This is a genomic window from Pseudomonas gorinensis (assembly GCF_042015035.1).
Lineage (GTDB): Bacteria > Pseudomonadota > Gammaproteobacteria > Pseudomonadales > Pseudomonadaceae > Aquipseudomonas > Aquipseudomonas gorinensis.
The window spans coordinates 2,599,930-2,618,611 of sequence record NZ_CP167125.1; the positions used below are offsets into that span (position 1 = coordinate 2,599,930).

General features: G+C 62.3%; 18 protein-coding genes and 2 pseudogenes. 8 read left to right on the top strand and 12 right to left on the bottom strand.

The genetic code is table 11. The annotated features are described in order from the left end of the window. Positions 1-2: 2 nt before the first annotated feature. The 6 genes from codA to AB7933_RS12035 all read right to left on the bottom strand — a co-directional run bounded on the left by codA (position 3) and on the right by AB7933_RS12035 (position 6,316). On the bottom strand, positions 3-1,238 hold the full coding sequence (gene codA, locus AB7933_RS12010) for a cytosine deaminase (protein ID WP_024074458.1): 1,236 nt from the start codon (positions 1,236-1,238) through the stop codon (positions 3-5). A gap of 26 nt (positions 1,239-1,264) precedes the next feature. After that, positions 1,265-2,470 carry a PucR family transcriptional regulator gene (locus AB7933_RS12015; RefSeq protein WP_024074459.1) on the bottom strand — a complete coding sequence of 402 codons (1,206 nt, stop codon included), beginning with the start codon at positions 2,468-2,470 and terminating at the stop codon, positions 1,265-1,267. Next, complete coding sequence (gene codB / locus AB7933_RS12020; RefSeq protein WP_024074460.1) at positions 2,467-3,735, bottom strand: cytosine permease; 1,269 nt, start codon at positions 3,733-3,735, stop codon at positions 2,467-2,469. The genes AB7933_RS12015 and codB overlap by 4 nt, the downstream gene beginning before the upstream one ends. A gap of 192 nt (positions 3,736-3,927) precedes the next feature. Beyond that, entirely contained in the window at positions 3,928-4,551 is a 624-nt protein-coding gene (locus AB7933_RS12025; protein WP_024074461.1) for an NUDIX hydrolase, read from the bottom strand. 206 nt (positions 4,552-4,757) lie between these two features. Further along, the gene (queD, locus tag AB7933_RS12030) at positions 4,758-5,114 is read right to left on the bottom strand and encodes a 6-carboxytetrahydropterin synthase QueD (protein ID WP_024074462.1); all 357 of its coding nucleotides are present in this window, start codon (positions 5,112-5,114) and stop codon (positions 4,758-4,760) included. A gap of 122 nt (positions 5,115-5,236) precedes the next feature. Beyond that, positions 5,237-6,316, bottom strand: coding sequence for a hypothetical protein (locus AB7933_RS12035; RefSeq protein WP_024074463.1), 1,080 nt, complete (start codon positions 6,314-6,316; stop codon positions 5,237-5,239). Positions 6,317-6,526: 210 nt separating this feature from the next. On the opposite strand from AB7933_RS12035, the gene AB7933_RS12040 reads away from it, so the two are divergent. From AB7933_RS12040 to AB7933_RS12055, 4 genes are read left to right on the top strand one after another with little or no spacing between them, the layout of a single operon-like run. Beyond that, positions 6,527-6,829 carry a PepSY domain-containing protein gene (locus tag AB7933_RS12040; protein ID WP_024074464.1) on the top strand — a complete coding sequence of 101 codons (303 nt, stop codon included), beginning with the start codon at positions 6,527-6,529 and terminating at the stop codon, positions 6,827-6,829. Then, complete coding sequence (locus AB7933_RS12045) at positions 6,829-7,140, top strand: PepSY domain-containing protein (protein ID WP_024074465.1); 312 nt, start codon at positions 6,829-6,831, stop codon at positions 7,138-7,140. The genes AB7933_RS12040 and AB7933_RS12045 overlap by 1 nt, the downstream gene beginning before the upstream one ends. Next, a complete protein-coding gene (locus tag AB7933_RS12050; protein ID WP_024074466.1) occupies positions 7,140-7,808 on the top strand; it encodes a response regulator transcription factor in 669 nt (222 codons plus the stop codon). Before AB7933_RS12045 ends, AB7933_RS12050 begins: the two co-directional genes overlap by 1 nt. After that, the gene (locus AB7933_RS12055) at positions 7,805-9,124 is read left to right on the top strand and encodes a sensor histidine kinase (protein ID WP_024074467.1); all 1,320 of its coding nucleotides are present in this window, start codon (positions 7,805-7,807) and stop codon (positions 9,122-9,124) included. The genes AB7933_RS12050 and AB7933_RS12055 overlap by 4 nt, the downstream gene beginning before the upstream one ends. 362 nt (positions 9,125-9,486) lie before the next feature. Here the strand turns inward: AB7933_RS12055 and AB7933_RS12060 are convergent, their stop codons facing one another. After that, positions 9,487-10,242 carry a methyl-accepting chemotaxis protein gene (locus AB7933_RS12060; RefSeq protein WP_370531116.1) on the bottom strand — a complete coding sequence of 252 codons (756 nt, stop codon included), beginning with the start codon at positions 10,240-10,242 and terminating at the stop codon, positions 9,487-9,489. Positions 10,243-10,344: 102 nt separating this feature from the next. Beyond that, positions 10,345-11,634: pseudogene (locus tag AB7933_RS12065) on the bottom strand (HAMP domain-containing protein); the annotation flags it as partial. A gap of 240 nt (positions 11,635-11,874) precedes the next feature. Here AB7933_RS12065 and AB7933_RS12070 point away from each other — a divergent pair. The 3 genes and pseudogenes from AB7933_RS12070 (at position 11,875) to AB7933_RS12080 (ending at position 15,036) form a co-directional block, all read left to right on the top strand. Next, on the top strand, positions 11,875-13,194 hold the full coding sequence (locus tag AB7933_RS12070; protein WP_162163605.1) for a Na+/H+ antiporter family protein: 1,320 nt from the start codon (positions 11,875-11,877) through the stop codon (positions 13,192-13,194). A 162-nt stretch (positions 13,195-13,356) separates the two neighbouring features. Then, positions 13,357-14,178: pseudogene (locus AB7933_RS12075) on the top strand (cache domain-containing protein); the annotation flags it as partial. 102 nt (positions 14,179-14,280) lie between these two features. After that, a complete protein-coding gene (locus AB7933_RS12080; RefSeq protein WP_370531117.1) occupies positions 14,281-15,036 on the top strand; it encodes a methyl-accepting chemotaxis protein in 756 nt (251 codons plus the stop codon). A 4-nt stretch (positions 15,037-15,040) separates the two neighbouring features. On the opposite strand, the gene yegQ is transcribed toward AB7933_RS12080, so the two are convergent. After that, positions 15,041-16,363: a tRNA 5-hydroxyuridine modification protein YegQ gene (gene yegQ, locus AB7933_RS12085; protein ID WP_024074471.1), complete on the bottom strand. Its 1,323-nt coding sequence runs from the start codon at positions 16,361-16,363 to the stop codon at positions 15,041-15,043. 160 nt (positions 16,364-16,523) lie between these two features. Here yegQ and AB7933_RS12090 point away from each other — a divergent pair, with 160 nt between their 5' ends. Beyond that, the gene (locus AB7933_RS12090; RefSeq protein WP_024074472.1) at positions 16,524-17,591 is read left to right on the top strand and encodes an AI-2E family transporter; all 1,068 of its coding nucleotides are present in this window, start codon (positions 16,524-16,526) and stop codon (positions 17,589-17,591) included. Between the two features lie 3 nt (positions 17,592-17,594). Here the strand turns inward: AB7933_RS12090 and AB7933_RS12095 are convergent, their stop codons facing one another. The 3 genes from AB7933_RS12095 to AB7933_RS12105 form a co-directional block, all read right to left on the bottom strand. Next, on the bottom strand, positions 17,595-17,777 hold the full coding sequence (locus tag AB7933_RS12095; RefSeq protein ID WP_024074473.1) for a hypothetical protein: 183 nt from the start codon (positions 17,775-17,777) through the stop codon (positions 17,595-17,597). A 91-nt stretch (positions 17,778-17,868) separates the two neighbouring features. Next, entirely contained in the window at positions 17,869-18,063 is a 195-nt protein-coding gene (locus AB7933_RS12100) for a hypothetical protein (RefSeq protein ID WP_024074474.1), read from the bottom strand. Positions 18,064-18,296: 233 nt separating this feature from the next. Beyond that, a complete protein-coding gene (locus tag AB7933_RS12105; RefSeq protein ID WP_041160888.1) occupies positions 18,297-18,671 on the bottom strand; it encodes a hypothetical protein in 375 nt (124 codons plus the stop codon). Positions 18,672-18,682: the final 11 nt, after the last annotated feature.

Genomic DNA, 18,682 nt, shown 5'->3' on the forward strand with positions numbered 1-18,682 from the left:
CTTTACAGGAACTCGACCTGCGCCGGCCGCCGCTTCATCAACACCTTGCCATGGCGGATCGAATACAGCGGCAGGCCCTGGCTGCGAATCACCTCATAATCGCTGTCGGCTGATAGGATCAACAGGTTGGCCGGCCGCCCAGGCTCCAGGCCGTAGCGCTCGCCCAGGGCCATGGCTTTGGCGCTGTTGTCGGTGACCAGGTCCAGGGCGCTTTGCAGGTTACGGTAGCCGAGCATATGGCAAATGTGCAGGCCGGCTTCCAGCACGCGCAGGATGTTGCCGTTGCCCAACGGGTACCAGGGATCGACGATGGAGTCCTGGCCGAAGCACACGTTCATGCCGGCTTCGAGCAGTTCGTTGACGCGGGTGACGCCGCGGCGTTTCGGAAAACTGTCGAAGCGGCCTTGCAGGTGAATGCTTTCGGTGGGGCAGGAGACGAAGCTGATCCCGGAATGCCCCAGCAGGCGAAACAGTTTGGCGCAGTAGGCGTTGTCATAGGAACCCATGGCCGTGGTGTGGCTGGCAGTGACGCGGGCACCCATGTCACGGCTGCGGGCTTCCTCGGCGAGGACTTCAAGGAAGCGCGAGTGTGGGTCGTCGGTTTCGTCGCAGTGCACGTCCACCAGGCAGCCGGTACGTTCGGCCAGGTCCATGAGGAACTTCACCGAACTCACCCCTTGGTCACGGGTGTATTCGAAGTGCGGGATGCCACCGATCACGTCGGCGCCCAGGCGAATGGCTTCTTCCATCAGTTCGCGACCATTGCGGTAGGACTCGATGCCCTCCTGGGGAAAGGCGACGATTTGCAGGTCGATCAGGTGCGTGCTTTCTTCGCGCACTTGCAGCATGGCCTTGAGCGCCGTGAGGTCCGGGTCGGTGACGTCGACATGGGTGCGAACATGCTGGATGCCATGGGCGGCGAGGGCCTGGATGGTTTTCTTGGCGCGCGTGCGGGTGTCTTCCTCGGTGATGGTGGCCTTGCGCTCGCCCCAGCACTCGATGCCTTCGAACAGGGTGCCGCTCATGTTCCAGCGCGGCTCTCCGGCAGTCAGGGTGGCGTCGAGGTGAATATGCGGTTCGACGAACGGTGGCGTCACCAGGTTACCGGCAGCGTCCAGGTCGTCGGGCCCTGCAGTTGGCGACCCCGTTTGCGCAGTGATACTGGCGATCCGGCCATGTTCCAGGTGCAGATCATGCAGGCCTTCACGGTGGCGCAGGCGGGCGTTGATGATGTGCATGGGCAAGTTCCTCTTGGCTAAAACAATCAGGCAGACAGCCGCCAGATCATCAGGGCGATACCGATGTCCAGGCGGTCGTATGAATTATCCAGCGTCAGCCCGCACAGGGCTTCGATGCGCTGGACACGGTGCGTCAGGGTATTACGGTGAACGGCCAGGCGCTGGGCGGCGGCCACAAGGTTACCATTCTCATGAAACCAGGCTTCCAGGGTCGGCATCAGGCTTGGGCCATGATGCCGGTCATGGCGCAGTAACGGGCCCAGGCGCTCATTGAGAAACTGATCGAGCAGCGCGCGATCACGAACACCGCTGAGCAGTTTCAGCACGCCCAGTTCGTCGTACACGCACAGCCCGGCGCGCTCGCTGAAGCGTCGCGCGGCGGTCAACGCCTGGCGTGCTTCCTCCTGTGCCAGGGCCAGGCGCGCAGGCGGGTGGGCGGCGGCGCTCAGGCCGATAAACACTTTCAGGGGCGCCAGGCGCAGGTTCAATGGCTTCAACCAACTGGCCAACTGCTCGCGGTTGGCCAAGGCGGCAACGGCATCCGCGGCCGGCAGCAACAACGTCCATTGCCCGGCCCTCCCGAGGACGGGTATCGACGCCGAATACTGACGCAAGCGCCGAGTAATGCTTTCGTGTTGCCGAGCCAACTGCGCTTCCATGTGCCCGGCATCGCCCTGGGTAAACAACGCGTCGCTGCCCTCCAGCTGTAATTGCACCACTTGCCAATGCCCTGCCAGCGACAGGCCCAGTTGGGCGGCGCGGTGCAGCAGGAGGTCCAGGGATTGAAAGTCGCCGGCCAGCAAGCGTTCCAGCACATCGTGCCGCGAACGCCCCAGTTGTTCGGACTGGATCAGCGCCGAGCCGATCGCCTGGGTCACCAACACCATTTTCAACGAGTAGGGCTGCTCGATCAGGGGCAGGCCAGCGGCTTCGGCGGCGTCCAGCAAGCGCTGGGGGATCACCTGAATATAGGCGGGGCCGGTCAGGATCACCAACCCGGCCACTTGGCGCTGACAGGCTTCGTCCAGCAGTTGCAGGAGGTTGGCCTCATCCCGGGGGTGGTTGATACCGGTGACGAACACCAGTTCACCGCCGAGCACCCATTCGGCGATCCCAGTGTTTTCGGCCACATACGGCCAGCGCACCACGTTATCCAGGCCGGCCGAGCCGGCGCGCAGGCGCATGGACTCCAGGCCCGGCAGGGCCAGCACATCGGCAAGGGTCAGGCTCATGCCTGGGCGTCAGCCAATGGCGTGCGCACACGCAGGACGGCGGTGAGCACCACGTAGGTCAGCGACGCCGCCACAATCCCCACCAGCGGCGCGACCCAGGGTGAGTTGAATGCCAGCAACGTACCCACGGCGTACGCCACCAGGCCCGGCCAGTTGAACGCGGGCAGGCGCGCCTCTGCCAGGCGCGGGTACTGGCCGCGATAGCGATAGAAGAAGTCCGCCATGATCACGCCGCCGATGGGCGGGATCACCGTGCCCAGCAGGATCAGGTAAGGCACCAGCAGGTCGTACATGCCCAGCAGGGCGAGCAGGGTGCCGATCACCGCCCCGGCGAGGGTCACGGTCTTGCGACGTCGGGTGCGCAGCAGGTTGCAACCGGCGACGGCGAAGTTATAGATGGTGTTGTCCTGGGTGCTCCAGATGTTGAGCAACAGCATGGCCATCGCCGCCATGGCAAAACCTTGCAGCAGCAAGACTTCCACCACATCCGGTTGCTGATAGACGATGGCCCCATAGGCGCCGATCAATACCATCAGGCCATTGCCGACAAAGAAGCCGATCAGGCTGGCCAGTACCGCGACCTTGGCCGAGCGGGAAAACCGTGTCCAGTTGGTGGCCTGGGTCGCGCCGCTGACAAAGGTGCCGAACACCAGGGTGATCGCCGTGGACAAGTCCAGCGTACCGCTCGGCACCACCGCCAGCAGGCCGTCCAGCCCGCCGACCTTGACGGTCGCCACCCACATCGACAGAAACAGCAGAATGCCCATGGCCGGCACCGCGATGTACGACAGAATCTCCAACCCTCGATAGCCCACATAGGCCGTGGCGCAGAACACCAGGCCAAACAGCACCATCAGCGCCAGCACACTGCCCTGGCTCAGCTCGAAGTATTTGCCCAGCACCACGGCGGCCGTGGCGGTGCCCCAGGCATACCAGCCGATCTGGGTGAAACCGAGGATCAAGTCACTGAGCTTGCTGCCCACTTCGCCAAAACAGAAGCGTCCCATCAGCACTGAATTCAGCCCACTCTTGAAGGCGATGTAACCCAGGCCGGCGGCGTAGATGCCCAACAGCAGGTTACCCAAGGCCACGACGCCGAGCATGTCGATGAAACTGAAGGCCACCCCCAGCTTGCCGCCGGCAAACATGGTTGCGGTAAAAAACGTGAAACCCAGCAGCACCATGGCGGTCGACGCCAGCCCCTTGCGCGCATGCATGGGGACTTCGCTGAGGGGGTAATCGTTGCCTGGATCTTGCTGCGTCATGTGCCTTGCTCCCTGAATGAGTGACGCAGGCCTATTGCACCGCGCGTGCCACATTCGCCGCAGTGAAGGACGCACGGCGGGCGTTGTGCAGTGTGCACAGTATTTATAGCCAATCAGGGGGGCGCGCGCGGGCAGGAGTGTTCTGTGTGCCCAATCGGGCACGAAAGCGGTGCAGCGGTGATACAAATTGGATCAGTCGAACAGGGTCTGGGTGGTCTCGCCGCGATGAAAGGCAAACGCCGCTTCCAGATCACTTTCAATGGTGCGGCCACGGGACAGTGGCGGCAGGTTGTCCAGGGCGAAAAAACCCACCTCGGTGGTTTCAAAACCCGCCGCGGGTGCCAGTTGGTCGACCCGCTCACACAGGAAATACAGCTTGTAGAAGTCCCGCACATCCGGCCGGTACAACCCCTTGGCCTTGTGCGTCACGCTGTACAGCGCGCGTGCGGTCACGGTCAGCCCGGCTTCCTCGCGAATTTCCTTGATGATGTTTTCTGCCGCCGACAAGCCGATATCGGCGTAGCCCCCTGGCAGGGCCCAGCAACCGTCGGTCAACTCGCGCACCAGCAGGATCTTGTCACCCTCGATCACCGCGCCGCGCACATCGATCATCGGCGTGGAATAGCGCTGGGCAAAATCGCTCACCAACCCGGTGATGCGCTCCAGCGGCACATTGCCCAGTTGCGCGAGCATGCTATGGGCAATTTCGGCAATTTCTTCCAGACGCTCGCGCTCGAAATCGTCGGTGCAAAAATGCAGCCCGGTGGAAGCCAGTGCCTGTAAGCGTTTGGCCTGGGCCAGCCAGATGTTTTCCATACGAACCTCGTGGGTGACTGAACAGGGGCAGGTCCAAGCCTGTAATACCGGGCATAAAAAAACACCGCAAGGGTGATGCGGGTCAATCAAGGGATAGAGCGGGTCACCGCTAACCTGTGGCGAAGGCGCAAACGCCCTCGCCACAGTGACCGTGTTCTTCCTTGGCTGACTGGCATTACCGCCAGGGTGTTTTGTACCGCATGGGTTTATTCACCGCGATAGATGCAGCCGCTGGTGCAGGTCTCATGGAGGCGAATGGCGCTGAGCTCCGGCAGCAGGGGTTTGAGTTCGGCCCAGATCCACTTGGCCAGTACTTCGCTGGTCGGGTTTTCGAGGCCCGGGATGTCGTTCAGGTAGTTGTGGTCGAGGCGTTCGTAGAGCGGCTTGAAAATCGCCTTGATCTCCGAGAAGTCGCGAATCCAGCCTGTATGAGGGTCCAGGTCGCCGCTCAGGTGGATCGCCACCTTGAACGAATGCCCATGCAGGCGCCCGCACTTATGGCCTTCCGGTACATGGGGCAGGCGGTGGGCGGACTCGAATGTAAATTCCTTGAAGATTTCCACAGTATTTTTCGGCTCGGTCAGGTTTCTGGCAGGCGGCGAGTTTAACAGCTACATCACACGTCGCGCATACCGTCCCTCTGCAGGCGCGAACAGGCTCGCTCCTCCAGGAGAAAGGCGTTGGGTCAAAGGGCTTGCAAGCGCTCGCCTAATCCACCGTTATCGGCCAATGCCAGAAACTCATCGCCCAATCGCTGGCTCTCGCTCATCGCGGTCTGCCAGTACCGGTTACGACTCGGGTCATCCCCCATGAAGCGCTTGAAATCGCTGCGATCCGGCAGTTTGCCGTGGGGCAGGCGGGCCAGGTAGTCCTTGGACGGCGCCAGCAGCAACACATCCTGCAAGCCTTGTGGGTTGCTGCGCCGCCACGGCAGGCCCTTGTCGAACCAGCCGGGGATGACCCGGTCGGTGAAGTGCGGGTACAGCACGATGTCGTCGCCGTGGTAGGGCAGGTCCAGGTGATAGTCCAGCAGGCCGCCGTCGCGGTAGGTGCCGGCACCCGCTCCGGGCAGGTCGCGCACGCCTTGCATCACCATGGGGATCGAGCCGGAGGCCAGCAGCGCCTGGCGCAGGTTGCCCAGGTCCAGGGTGAGGAAGCGCGACGGAAAATCCTTCAACGGATGCACTGGCGGCGCCTGGCGGGGGTCGTGGACGATCAGTCGTTCGAAATGCCGCGACAGCCGCGCGCGGCCACGCAGGTTGTCGGCAATCACCGACGACAGGCCGAGGCCAAGACGCCCGCGATGGTCATCGGCGAGCAGGCCGTGGCTCTTGACGACCATGATGTTCAATCGATAGTTGGGGGTGTCCAGCACCTGGGCATCACGTCCGGCCAGCAGGTCATCGAGCATGCGCTGGCAGCTCTGGCTGACGTCGGCCATGGTGACGCCCTTGGCAAAGCGTTGTTCGTTGTACAGTCGGCCGAGGTCGAGCAAGCCTTGCACCGGGTCGGGCAGGCAGGCACTGGCAAAGCGCCAGGAGCCGATCGACGCGCCGATCAGCGCGCGTTCCCGGGGCGCGCGGGGCAGCCAGTCGCCGAACAGGGCCAGGTCCAGGCCCTGGATGCCCAAGGCTTTAGGGCCGCCGGCCGCGCCGGGGAGGGTGCCGACGTCGGCCGGCTGCAGGCCCTGTTCGCGAATGCGGGTGAACGCACGTTTACCGGCCTTGAGCGTCAGGGCGGGAAACTTGATATGGATGGCTGTCATACCGGTCTCTGTTGAGGCAAGTTCAGGGGCGAGGTTGCTCGCGAAAACGTCAACGATAACGCGTGAATCCTGGATACACACGATGCTGGCGAAATCTTTGTGACCGCGTTTGCGCATACTCGTAATTGCCATGGTGGCAATTCAGTTTCAGTTAAGTTGCAGCCGTTACCGTGACCGGCGTAGGAAAACATCGTGTAACGGAGACTTATCATGAAGCGCCTCACAGCTCTGGTCGCCGCCGCTATCATCACGTCCACGGCGACCCAGGCTGGAGCCGTGGACCCTGACAAGCCACTGACCGTGCCCGCCACTGTTACAATTGTCGCCTTTGATCAACTGGACGCCACCGCCCTGGCCCTGCATCCCGGCTCAACGCTGTTGGACACCGATCTGGATGAGGCCTATGGCAAGTACATCTATGAAGTCGAACTGGAAGATGCCCACGGTATCGAATGGGACGTTGAATTGGACGCGCTCACCGGGCAAGTTCTCAAGAATCATCAGGATACGTAATGAAGGTATATCGACGTGCCACGGGTTTGGCGGTGCTGGTGCTCCTGGCATTCTGCTCAAGCCTGTCGGCCCGTGACCTCAACCAGGATGAAGCCTTGGCGCTACGCCAGCAGGGCGTGATCCTGCCGCTGGAGCAACTGTTGCAGCAGGCCATGGCGCGGCACCCCGGCTCGCGGTTGCTGGAGGCGGAACTTGAGAAAAAACATGGCCAGTACGCGTATGAAGTGGAACTGGTGACCACCGAAGGCGTGGTGCGCGAGATTAAGCTCGACGCCACGACCGGTGCGCTGATCAAAGACGAGGAAGACTGATGCGCCTGCTGCTGGTGGAAGACAACGTACCCCTGGCCGATGAACTGCTGGCTGGGCTGCAATGCCAGGGCTATGCGGTCGATTGGCTGGCGGATGGGCGCGACGCGGTGTATCAGGGTCGCAGCGAGCCCTATGACCTGATCATCCTCGACCTTGGCCTGCCTGGCTTGCCGGGGCTGGAAGTGCTGGCGCAATGGCGCGCAGCCGCGCTGGCCACCCCGGTGCTGGTGCTCACCGCCCGGGATTCCTGGGCCGAGCGCATCGAGGGGCTCAAGGCCGGCGCCGACGATTACCTGAGCAAACCCTTTCACCCTGAAGAACTGCACCTGCGCATCCAGGCGTTGTTGCGCCGTTCCCATGGCCAGGCCAACCAGCCCACCCTGCAAGCTGCCGGCCTGCATCTGGACGAGGGCCGCCAGTGTGTGTTGCGCGACGGCGAGGAAATCCAGCTGACCGCCGCCGAATTCCGCCTGTTGCGTTATTTCATGCTGCACCCGGAACAGATCCTGTCGAAAAGCCATCTGGCCGAGCATCTTTATGACGGCGAGACCGAGCGCGACTCCAATGTGCTGGAAGTGCACGTCAACCATCTGCGCCGCAAGCTGGGCCGCAGCGTGATCGAAACCCGGCGCGGCCAGGGCTACCGGTTTGGCGCCAGCCCTGCATGAAGTCGATCCAGCGACGCCTGAGCCTGGGGCTGATCAGCGTGATGGTGATCGTCGGCGTGGTACTCGCGCAAACCAGCCTGTGGTTGTTCGAGGCCGGTTTGCAGCGTTACCTGGAAGCTGGCTTGCGTAACGACAGCGAGAACCTGCTGGTGGCGCTGGTGCGTGGGCCCAACGGCGTGCAGTTGGATGAGCACCGCCTGTCGCCGGCGTATCAGAGGCCGTTCTCCGGGCATTATTTTCGTATCGATTTTGCCGACATTCACTGGCGCTCCCGCTCACTGTGGGACCAGGAACTGCCCCGGCTCCCCGAGACCGGGCTCAAGGGCAACCTGCAACTGGGGCCGGAGGGCCAGCAGCTGCTGGTACTACGCTCGGACTACAAGCGCTTTGGCCAAGCGATTTCGATCAGCGTGGCCCAGGACTACACACCGGTGCGCGAAAGCTTCCGACTGATGCGCCAAATCGGCCTGGTGCTGGGGCTGGCGGCGCTGCTGCTGGTGCTGATCCTGCAACGAGTCACCGTGCGCCGGGCGTTGCGCCCCCTGGAAACCGCGCGCAACCAGATCGCCCAATTGCAACAGGGCCAGCGTTCCCAGCTCGACACCCAGGTGCCGCTGGAACTGGAGCCGCTGGTGGCGCAGATCAACCACCTGCTGGCTCACACTGAAGACAGCCTCAAGCGCTCGCGCAACGCCCTGGGCAACCTGGGGCATGCACTGAAAACCCCGCTGGCGGTGCTGCTGAGTGCGGCCTCCAGCGAGGCGCTCAAGGACCACCCCGAGTTGCGCAAATTGCTTCGTGACCAGTTGGAGCAGGTGCAGCAACGCCTCAATCGTGAACTCAACCGTGCGCGCCTGGCCGGCGAAACCCTGCCGGGCGCCTTGTTTGATTGTGAAAAAGAACTGCCCGGCCTGCTGGCCACGTTGAACATGATCCACGGCGACCACCTGGACCTGAGCCACCACGTCGCCCCGGGCCTGCAACTGCCGTGGGATCGCGAAGACCTGCTGGAGCTGCTCGGCAACCTGCTGGACAACGCCTGCAAATGGGCAGATGCCGAAGTGCGCGTCAGCGTCAGCGAGACGCCACACAGCTACCTGCTGACGGTGGAGGATGACGGCCCTGGCATTCCCGAGACCCAGCGCGACGAAGTGTTCAGCCGTGGTACACGTCTCGATGAGCAGACGGACGGCCATGGCCTGGGCCTCGGGATCGTGCGGGATATCGTCGAGGTGTGGGGCGGGGTGTTGCAGTTGCAGGAGAGCGAGTTGGGCGGCTTGAAGGCGTTGATCGAATTACCCAAGCGCCATGGCTGACACACCGTAGATAAAAATGTGGGAGCGGGCTTGTTGTGGCGAGCAGGCTTGTTGTGGTGAGCAGGCTTGTTGTGGCGAGCGGGCTTGTTGTGGCGAGCGGGCTTGTTGTGGCGAGCGGGCTTGTCCCGCGTTGGGCTGCGAAGCGGCCCCAAAACCTGGCGATTTAATATGCCTGGATAAACGCGGTGGCTTTATTGGGGCTGCCTTCGCAGCCCAACGCGGGACAAGCCCGCTCGCCACAAGGCCACTCATCACAACAAGCCCACTTACCAGCCCACTCACCCTAGAGGTCACAGTCGGCTGTGCGACAGCGCCACGTCGACGAGGGTGTGGGGCCTCTCACATTGGACTGCCTTCGACCCTCAGACGCGGAACTGGTCCATCAACCCCTGCTGCTGGTTGGCCAGGCTGTTCAACGCCTGGCTGACCCGCGCCGATTCATTGGCTTGCTCCGACAGCGACTCGGTGACATCGCGGATCGTTGCCACATTGCTATTGATCTCTTCGGCCACCGCACTTTGCTCTTCGGCGGCGCTGGCGATTTGCAGGTTCATGTCGCTGATCACCGTCACCGCGTCGCCGATCTGGCGCAGTGCGGTGACCGCTTCGCCCACTTGTTCGACGCTGCCCTGGGCCTGGCGATAGCTGTTGCCCATGGCGCCGACCACGTCGGTGGTGCCGCTTTGCAGCTGTTCGATCACCAGGCGGGTTTCTTCCACTGACTCCTGGGTCCGTCGCGCCAGGTTGCGCACTTCGTCAGCCACTACGGCAAAGCCACGGCCTGCCTCACCGGCGCGGGCAGCTTCGATGGCAGCGTTAAGGGCCAGCAGGTTGGTTTGCTCGGCAATGCCGCGAATCACTTCCAGCACCGAACCAATCTGCTCGCTGTTGGCCGCCAGGCCTTCGACCTGGGTCATGGCCGTGCTCATGTCCGCAGCGAGGAGCCCGATGTTGGTGGTGGTGCGGTCGATTACCGTCAGACCGTCGCGGGTTGCCTGGTCGGCATCCCGCGCCGCTTGGGCCGCCTGGGCCGCGCTGCGGGCGACGTCCTGGGCGGTGGCGCTCATTTCATGGGAGGCGGTGGCCACCTGGTCGACCTGGCGGTATTGCTGTTCCATGCCGGCGCTGGTTTGGCTGGCAATCGCGGCGGATTGGTCGGCGGTGCCACGGGCGTCCTGCACCGAGCGTTTGACCTCGGCAATGATCGGTTGCAGCTTGTCGAGGAAGCGGTTGAACCAGCCGGCCAGTTGGCCCAGTTCGTCTGGCTTGTCATAAGCCAGGCGACGGGTCAGGTCGCCTTCGCCGCTGGCGATGTCTTCGAGCATGTGCGCCACACCGAGGATCGGTCGGGTCACGCTGCGCGCCATCAGCCACACCAGGATCAGGCCGATCACGGCGGCCAGCAGGCCCAGGCCCAGTTCCAGCAGGGTGCCGCGGGTGTTATCGGCATCCATCTGCGCCTTCAGTGCTTCTGCCGGCCCCACCAGGACTTTTTCCGGCACATCCAGCAACACTCCCCACGACTTGCCACCGGGAATCGGCGCGAACGGCGCCAGGACCTTCAGTCGATGGTCGGTGCGCAGGCTGCTGATTTGCGTACTGCCGGCCAGGGCGCTGGTCAGTTGTGCGCCGTTGGCGCTGTCGACCTGCTCAAGGCGCTGGCTGAGCTTGCTGGCGTCCGGGCTATAGCCGGCAAGCAGGCCGGTGGGGCTGAGGATGCTGACCTGGGTCTGCCCGTCATACAGCTTCTCGCTGGCCCGTTGGCTGATGCTCTGCAGGCTGTTGAGGTTGATGTCCACCGACAACGAGGCGATGACTTTGCCGTTGACCATCAGCGGGAAGACGATGCTGGTCATCAGCACGTTCTGCCCGTCGATCCGATAAAAATAGGGTTCGATCACGCACGGCTTGAGGGTGGTGCGTGGGCAGGTGAACCAGGCGTTGGCTTTTTCACCGCTTGGGCCGACGGATGTGTCGGTCATGTCGCTTTCGGGCAGCGGCATCGACGTCAGTTTGCCCGGCGTCGGTTGCGACCAGTACAGGGCGAACCGGCCCTTGTCGTTGCTGCCCAGCTCTGCCTGGTTGGCGAACAGTTCGTCCTTGCCGTCCAGCGCATTGGCTTCGAACACCAGGGACAGGCCCAACAGGTCCGGGTTGGCCTGCAGTGCAGCCTTGACCTGGCGGGTCAGGTCTTCGCGGGTGTCGAAAGCGTCGAGGAAGCGTTTCTCGGCCTGTTCGCGCAGGAACAGCACCTGGCGGGAAAAACCGTGGCCGTACTGGTAGGCGTCCATGAACTGCTGGCGAATGCCCAGCGCCTGCACATCGCCTTGCGCCTCGATACGCGCCTGGGCGGCTTCATCGAGCATCTGCATGCTCGAAACCTTGACCTGTTCGGAGCTGTGCTCCATGCGATACAGCGACAGACCTACCAGCAGGGTCACGATCCCCAACAGGCAAAGGCCGGCGAGCAGGGTGATTTTCCATTGAATGGAGAGCTGTCTGAGGGACATCGCGGAGCATCCTTAACCTGAAAACACAAAGAACCCCTGTATCGACCGCTGCAAGTTTTTCTTTATTCAAACGTTCAATTTAAATCTAGCAGCGGCGTCGTTTTTTGACATGCGGCCCCGCCTGCTGCAAAGTGCGCGCCCTCTAATAAGACCTCCTTGAAGCCTGCATGCTGGCCGCCATTACCGTGGCCGCACGCGTGGGCATGCCTGTTTTTATGTTTCTGTCTTGAGGTAACCATGATTAACGCAGTCATCGCCGCGGTCGGCACCATGCTGGTGCTCAGCCTGTCCCGCGTGCATGTGGTCATTGCCATCATTGTCGGCGCCCTGGTGGGTGGCCTGACTGGCGGCCTGGGCATCGAGGCCACTCTCCAGGCCTTCAATGGTGGGCTGGGCGGTGGCGCGACCGTGGCGTTGTCCTACGCATTGCTCGGCGCTTTTGCGGTGGCCATTGCCAAGTCCGGCCTGGCCCATGCCCTGGCGGACAAGGCGTTGATGTTGGTGGACCGCCAGGAAGCCACGGGCGGCAGTCATGTCAAATGGGTGTTGATCGGCCTGTTGTGGGGGGTAGCAATTGCTTCGCAGAACATCTTGCCCATCCATATCGCTTTTATCCCACTGCTGGTGCCACCGCTGCTCTACGTGTTGACCAAGCTGCAACTGGATCGCCGCCTGATCGCCTGTGTGATGACCTTCGGCCTGATCACGCCGTACATGTTCCTGCCGGTAGGGTTCGGCAATATCTTCCTCAACCAGATCCTGCTGGCCAACGTGGCCAAGAGCGGCGTGGACATCAGCCAGGTCAATGTCACCCATGCCATGGGGCTGCCGGCGTTAGGCATGGTGGTTGGCCTGCTGGTGGCGGTGTTTATCAGCTATCGCAAGAAACGCGTGTATGACCTGGAGAAAATCGAGCGGGTCGAGCAAGTGGCGGTGCAGTACAACCCGCTGACCCTGCTGGTGGCGGGTGTGGCGATTGCCTCGGCGTTCATTATTCAGCTGTGGCTGGATTCGATGATCATCGGCGCCCTGGCGGGGTTCCTGATTTTCTCGGTGTCGGGCATCGTGCGCTGGCGCGAGACCGACGATTTGTTCACCGAAGGCATGAAGATGATGGCCATGATCGGCTTCATCATGATTGCCTCGTCGGGTTTTGCCGAAGTGCTCAAGGCCACCGGCGACGTGCGCTCCCTGGTGGAAGCCTCGGCGGCGTTTATCGGGCATAGCCGTGGGGTTGGGGCGTTGTTGATGTTGCTGGTGGGCCTTCTGGTGACCATGGGGATCGGTTCGTCGTTCTCCACCGTGCCGATCCTGGCGGCGATTTTCGTGCCGCTGTGCGTGCAATTGGGCTTCAGCCCGCTGGCCATAGTATGCATCGTCGGCACGGCCGGCGCCCTCGGCGATGCCGGCTCGCCTGCTTCGGACTCCACCCTGGGCCCGACTTCCGGCCTGAATATCGACGGCCAGCACCACCATATCTGGGACACCGTGGTGCCGACATTTCTGCATTACAACATCCCGCTGCTGGCGTTTGGCTGGCTGGCCGCCATGATCCTCTGACCGGCATGTTGCACCGCCCTGGCTCGCGAAGAACGTCAACGATAACGCGGCAAACCTGACACCCTGCGGTGCTCAGGTTTTTCGTGAGCACGCTCGCTCCTACAGATATTTCTCAATTGGCCGCTAACCTCTTTAAGTCGCCACTAATAAGAGAGAAAAGCCATGCGTCTGAGTTTGAAGGCCAAAGTCCTGTCCCTCGCCGTCGTGCCGGTGCTCTTGTTTGCCCTGGTGATCAGCCTTACCACCGTGTCGATCCTCCAGGGGCAAGCGCGTAACGAGGTGGATGAAACCCGCCAGCGCCTGCTCAACGACGCCAAGGCCACCCTGAAAAGTTATGTAGAAGTGGCCATGACCACCATCAAGCCGCTCTACGACGCGGCGGCCCCCGGCGATACGGCGGCGCGCGCCGAGGTGGTCAAGCTGCTGTCCAGCACCAGCTACGGCAAGGACGGTTACTTCTTTGGCTACGACTCCGAGACCATCCGCCTGTTCAAGGGCAACAGCCCGGACGGCGTGGGCAAGAGCTTCAAGGACAACCGTGACCCCAACGGCGTCTACGTCAACCGTGACCTGGTCAAGGTCGGCAAGGATGGCACCCACTACCTGCAATACAGTTCGACCCAACCGGGCCAGACCGAACTGGTACCCAAGATGGGCTACACCGAATACCTGCCCAAATGGGACATGGTGATCGGCACGTCGGTCAACCTGGACGGCATTGAAGCCCAGGTGGCGGTGGTCGAGGCCAAGGTGGAAAAACGCATGGAAGGCGTATTGCTGAGCATCCTCGGCGTGGCCGTGGTGGTTTTGCTGGTGATCGCCGCCGTGGGCGTGGTGCTGGCCAATACCATCCTGCGTCCACTGCACCTGATGAAAGCCAACCTCGACGACATCGCCGCCGGCGAAGGCGACCTGACCCGCCGCCTGGCCATCACCAGCCAGGATGAACTGGGCGACCTGGCTGGGGCGTTCAATCGGTTTGTCGACAAGATCCACGGCCTGGTGCGCCAGATCACCGAAATGACCGCGCAACTCACCGGCCTGGTCAGCCAGGTGTCCGAGCAGGCCCAGCGTTCAGAACAGGCCATGGAGCGCCAGCGCCACGAGACCGACCAGGTGGCCACGGCGATCAACCAGATGTCTTCCGCTGCGCAAGAAGTGGCGCGCAGTGCCCAAGGTGCCTCCGTGGCCGCGCAACAGACCGACGCCGAAGGCCAGGCCGCCAAGCGCGTGGTGGACGGCAGCATCGCGCAAATCCATGCGCTGGTGAACGATATCCGCAGCAGCGGCGTGTCCCTCGACAGCTTGAAGCAGGATGTATCGTCGATTGTCAGCGTACTGAGCGTCATCCGCTCGATTGCCGAGCAGACCAACCTGTTGGCCCTCAATGCCGCCATTGAAGCCGCCCGGGCCGGGGAGGCCGGGCGGGGTTTCGCCGTAGTCGCCGACGAGGTGCGCGCGCTGGCCAGCCGTACCCAGACCAGCACTCAGGAAATCCAGGGCATGATCGACCGCCTGCAAAAAGGCACCGAGGCCGCTGTCGATGCCATGCGCCGCTCCAGCGATGCCGGTGACGGCACTTCGGCCCAGGCCAACGAAGCCGGGGCGTCACTCGACACCATGGCGCAGTTGATCGGCACCATCAATTCGATGAACGCGCAGATCGCCAGCGCCGCTGAAGAGCAAACGGCAGTGGCCGAAGAGATCAATCGCAGCGTGCATCAGATTGCCGTGGCTGTGGACAGCGTGGCCGATGAAACCCAATTGGGCGCCCAGACGTCGCGTAGCCTGGCTGATCTGGGCCAGCGCCTGGGGCAATTGGTCGGTCAGTTCAGGATCTGAGCGGCTACACGATGTCGCGCATCAACAGGCCGTAGCGCAAATCCATCTCGGCTGGCAGGGGGACATACACTGTGTGTCCATCCCCCGGCGCCACCTCGATAGCCTCGCCCTTGGCGTTATGCAACGTGGCCAGGTCGAAGTGAAAGTTGCCGGCAGGGGTCATCAGTTCCAAGTGATTGCCCACCGCAAAGCGGTTTTTCACCTTGACCTCGGCCAACTCGCCACGGCGCTCGCCGGTCAACTCCCCGACAAACTGCTGGCGTTCGGAAACCGAGCTGCCGTTCTGGTAGTTCTGGTATTCGTCGTGGACATGACGGCGCAGGAAACCTTCGGTGTAGCCGCGCTGGGCGAGGGACTCCAGGTTGGTCATCAGGCTACGGTCGAATTCACGCCCGGCCACCGCATCGTCGATGGCCTGGCGGTACACCTGGGTGGTGCGCGCGCAGTAGAAGTGGGACTTGGTGCGGCCTTCGATCTTCAGTGAGTGCACGCCCATATGGGTCAGTCGCTCCACGTGCTGTACGGCGCGCAGGTCCTTGGCGTTCATGATGTAGGTGCCGTGTTCGTCCTCGAAGGCGGGCATGTGTTCGTCGGGGCGATTGGCTTCTTGCAACAGGAATACCTGGTCGGTCGGTGCGCCGATACCCAGGGTTGGCTCGGGCTGATATTCCTGGACGATATCGCCGGTGGCATTTTCCACTGCGGGCGTGGCCTGGTATTTCCAGCGGCACGCGTTGGTGCAGGTGCCCTGGTTGGCGTCGCGCTTGTTCATATAACCCGAGAGCAGGCAACGCCCGGAATAGGCCATGCACAACGCACCGTGCACAAACACCTCCAGCTCCATGGCCGGCACTTGCTGGCGGATCTCGCCGATTTCTTCCAGGGACAACTCCCGCGACAGGATCACGCGGCAGATGCCCTGCTGTTGCCAGAACTCCACGCTGGCCCAGTTCACGGTGTTGGCCTGCACCGACAGGTGGATCGGCATCATCGGGAAATGCCGGCGCACCAGCATGATCAGCCCCGGGTCGGACATGATCAGCGCATCCGGGCCCATGGCGATCACCGGGGCGAGGTCCTTGAGGAAAGTCTTGAGCTTGGCGTTGTGCGGCGCGATGTTCACCACCACGTAGAAACGCTTGCCCAGCACGTGGGCTTCCTGGATGCCCAGGGCCAGGTTGGCGTGGTCGAATTCATTGTTGCGCACTCGCAGGCTGTAGCGCGGCTGGCCGGCATAGACCGCATCGGCGCCGTAGGCGAAGGCGTAGCGCATGTTTTTCAGGGTGCCAGCGGGGGCGAGCAGTTCGGGAGCGAGGATAGGCGGCATGGTCGGCACTTGGGGCAAAAGTGCGGCAGGGTAGTGCAAGCCGGCGAAGGCTTTATTGATCTGGGTCTACGCTTGCAACAAAGATGGCACTCGCAGGGGGCGCAGTGGACTAAGCATCAGGGCGCACACACGCGCCCTGCTTTTTTGACATGGATCGGACATGAACGCGACCAACCTGCAATTCAAAACCCTGTTGCTCTTACTGGTCCTGGTGACCATGGCCTTTATCTGGATTCTGTTGCCGTTCTACGGCGCGGTGTTCTGGGCGGTCATCCTCGGTATCATCTTTGCGCCCTTGCAGCGCCGGCTGCAGTTCAAATTTGGCTGGAATCGCAACCTCACGTCCCTGACGACTCTCACGGCCTGCCTGATCATCGCGATCCTGCCGGTGATCATCACCAGCGCGTTGTTGGTGCAGGAAGGGGCCACGCTGTACAAGAACATCGAGAGCGGCAAGTTGGACGTGGCCGGTTACATAGAACAGTTCAAGAACGTCCTGCCACCGTACTTCCAGCACCTGCTGGATCGCTTCGGCATGGGCAACCTGGAGGGCTTGCGCGAGAAAATCGTCAAGAGCGCGATGCAGGGCAGCCAATTCTTTGCCACCCAGGCGTTCAGCTTTGGCCAGGGCACGTTTGATTTCCTGGTGAGCTTTTTCATCATGCTGTACCTGCTGTTCTTCCTGCTGCGCGACGGCCCGGAGTTGGTGCGCAAGGTGCGTACCGCAGTGCCCTTGGCCGAACCGCAAAAGCGTCGCCTGCAACTCAAGTTCAACCGCGTGGTGCGTGCCACGGTCAAGGGCAACGTCCTGGTGGCCGTGACCCAAGGAGCGCTGGGCGGTTTGATTTTCTGGTTCCTGGATATCCCCAGTGCGTTGCTCTGGGCGGTATTGATGGCATTTCTATCGCTGCTGCCGGCCGTGGGCGCGGGGATCGTATGGGCACCGGTTGCCGTGTATTTCCTGCTCAGCGGGGCGATCTGGCAGGGTGTGGTGCTGGGCTTGTTCGGCGTCTTTGTGATCGGCCTGGTGGATAACGTGCTGCGCCCGATCCTGGTGGGCAAGGACACCAAGATGCCCGATTACCTGATTCTGATCTCGACCCTGGGCGGCTTGTCAGTATTTGGCCTCAACGGGTTTGTGATCGGGCCGCTGGTAGCGGCATTGTTCATGTCCAGTTGGGCGCTATTTGTCGAAAGCAAGCCACGGGTCAAGCTGCCACTGCCCTGATTCTCAGGCGTGGAGCCGGACATGGGTCGCGTGTTGCAGTTGTTTTTCTGCGGCCGACAACGAGGTGAGCGGGCCGCTGATGGGCTCGCCATCACGGACCACATACCAGCAGGCAAGCAAGCCGGCCTTGCGAAGGGGCGCGGGGACGGCGCTACCGATAACGGACATGATCTGAACAGTGGGCATAAATACCTCCAATCGCTATGGAGGTCACCTTACGGGGTGCAGGCGTGCAGGAAAAATCACCTGGCTCGATAGTCGACATCAACGCCAGGCGTCAATCCACCACTTGATCGAGCATGCTCACGACTTCCTGCTCGCTGAGCAGGCCCTTGCGTACCAGGTTTTCCGTAAGCAATGCCAGGAACTTCGCGCTGCGGTGGCCTTCGAGGTGCTTGAGTTCAGTCAGGGCGCTATAGACCCTGCTGGACGTACAGAGGCCGGCGGTGCGGTGCGGGTTTTGTGTGGGCATGGTCAGTCGTCCTTGTTGTTTTGGGGTGGACTGGTTTAAGAGTGAGGGGGTGTCGTGACGTAAACATGACAGCGCGAGCCCCGGTCGGGCAAGTAGACTTTCGATCTGAATGATGTGGGATTGCTGCTTGGCCGTTGTCTTCAAAGCGACATTGGCCTCCCGAATCCAGCCTTTTTCGCCCGAAAAAAAGCCCCGCGTGTGGGCGAGGCCTGTTCAGGTGTGTCAATTCAAGCTTACCAGCCGCGGCCATAGTAGCCATGGGGCGGGCCGTAGTAACCGCGGGGAGGGCCGTAGTAGCCGCGTGGCGGGCCGTAATAGACGGGCGCCGGACGGTAGTAAACCTGTTGCTGCACATACACCGGTGGCGGCGGGGCGTAGTAGACCGGCGGCGGAGCGGCATACACCGGCTGCGGCTGGACGTACACCGGCTGCTGCACATAGACCTCACGCGGCTGGCTGGCAACGACGGAGCCGACGACGGCGGCACCGACAAGAGCACCCAAAACGGCCGGGCCACCCCAACCACCACCGTGGGCTGAGGCTTGGCCTGCCATAGCGAGTGCGCCGATAAGCAGGGCGATCTTGGGGAGTTTACGCATCATGGTCATTCCTCGGTTAG

Excerpts from the sequence above, each read along its gene's own strand:
- yegQ (WP_024074471.1), bottom strand. The coding sequence starts at position 16,363 with ATGCCGCCTATCCTCGCTCCCGAACTGCTCGCCCCCGCTGGCACCCTG.
- AB7933_RS12100 (WP_024074474.1), bottom strand. The coding sequence starts at position 18,063 with ATGCCCACACAAAACCCGCACCGCACCGCCGGCCTCTGTACGTCCAGC.
- AB7933_RS12015 (WP_024074459.1), bottom strand. The coding sequence starts at position 2,470 with ATGAGCCTGACCCTTGCCGATGTGCTGGCCCTGCCGGGCCTGGAGTCC.
- AB7933_RS12060 (WP_370531116.1), bottom strand. The coding sequence starts at position 10,242 with ATGGAACAGCAATACCGCCAGGTCGACCAGGTGGCCACCGCCTCCCAT.
- AB7933_RS12095 (WP_024074473.1), bottom strand. The coding sequence starts at position 17,777 with ATGCCCACTGTTCAGATCATGTCCGTTATCGGTAGCGCCGTCCCCGCG.
- codB (WP_024074460.1), bottom strand. The coding sequence starts at position 3,735 with ATGACGCAGCAAGATCCAGGCAACGATTACCCCCTCAGCGAAGTCCCC.
- AB7933_RS12080 (WP_370531117.1), top strand. The coding sequence starts at position 14,281 with ATGGAGCGCCAGCGCCACGAGACCGACCAGGTGGCCACGGCGATCAAC.
- AB7933_RS12035 (WP_024074463.1), bottom strand. The coding sequence starts at position 6,316 with ATGACAGCCATCCATATCAAGTTTCCCGCCCTGACGCTCAAGGCCGGT.
- AB7933_RS12045 (WP_024074465.1), top strand. The coding sequence starts at position 6,829 with ATGAAGGTATATCGACGTGCCACGGGTTTGGCGGTGCTGGTGCTCCTG.
- AB7933_RS12105 (WP_041160888.1), bottom strand. The coding sequence starts at position 18,671 with ATGACCATGATGCGTAAACTCCCCAAGATCGCCCTGCTTATCGGCGCA.
- AB7933_RS12090 (WP_024074472.1), top strand. The coding sequence starts at position 16,524 with ATGAACGCGACCAACCTGCAATTCAAAACCCTGTTGCTCTTACTGGTC.
- AB7933_RS12055 (WP_024074467.1), top strand. The coding sequence starts at position 7,805 with ATGAAGTCGATCCAGCGACGCCTGAGCCTGGGGCTGATCAGCGTGATG.
- AB7933_RS12050 (WP_024074466.1), top strand. The coding sequence starts at position 7,140 with ATGCGCCTGCTGCTGGTGGAAGACAACGTACCCCTGGCCGATGAACTG.
- AB7933_RS12040 (WP_024074464.1), top strand. The coding sequence starts at position 6,527 with ATGAAGCGCCTCACAGCTCTGGTCGCCGCCGCTATCATCACGTCCACG.
- codA (WP_024074458.1), bottom strand. The coding sequence starts at position 1,238 with ATGCACATCATCAACGCCCGCCTGCGCCACCGTGAAGGCCTGCATGAT.
- AB7933_RS12025 (WP_024074461.1), bottom strand. The coding sequence starts at position 4,551 with ATGGAAAACATCTGGCTGGCCCAGGCCAAACGCTTACAGGCACTGGCT.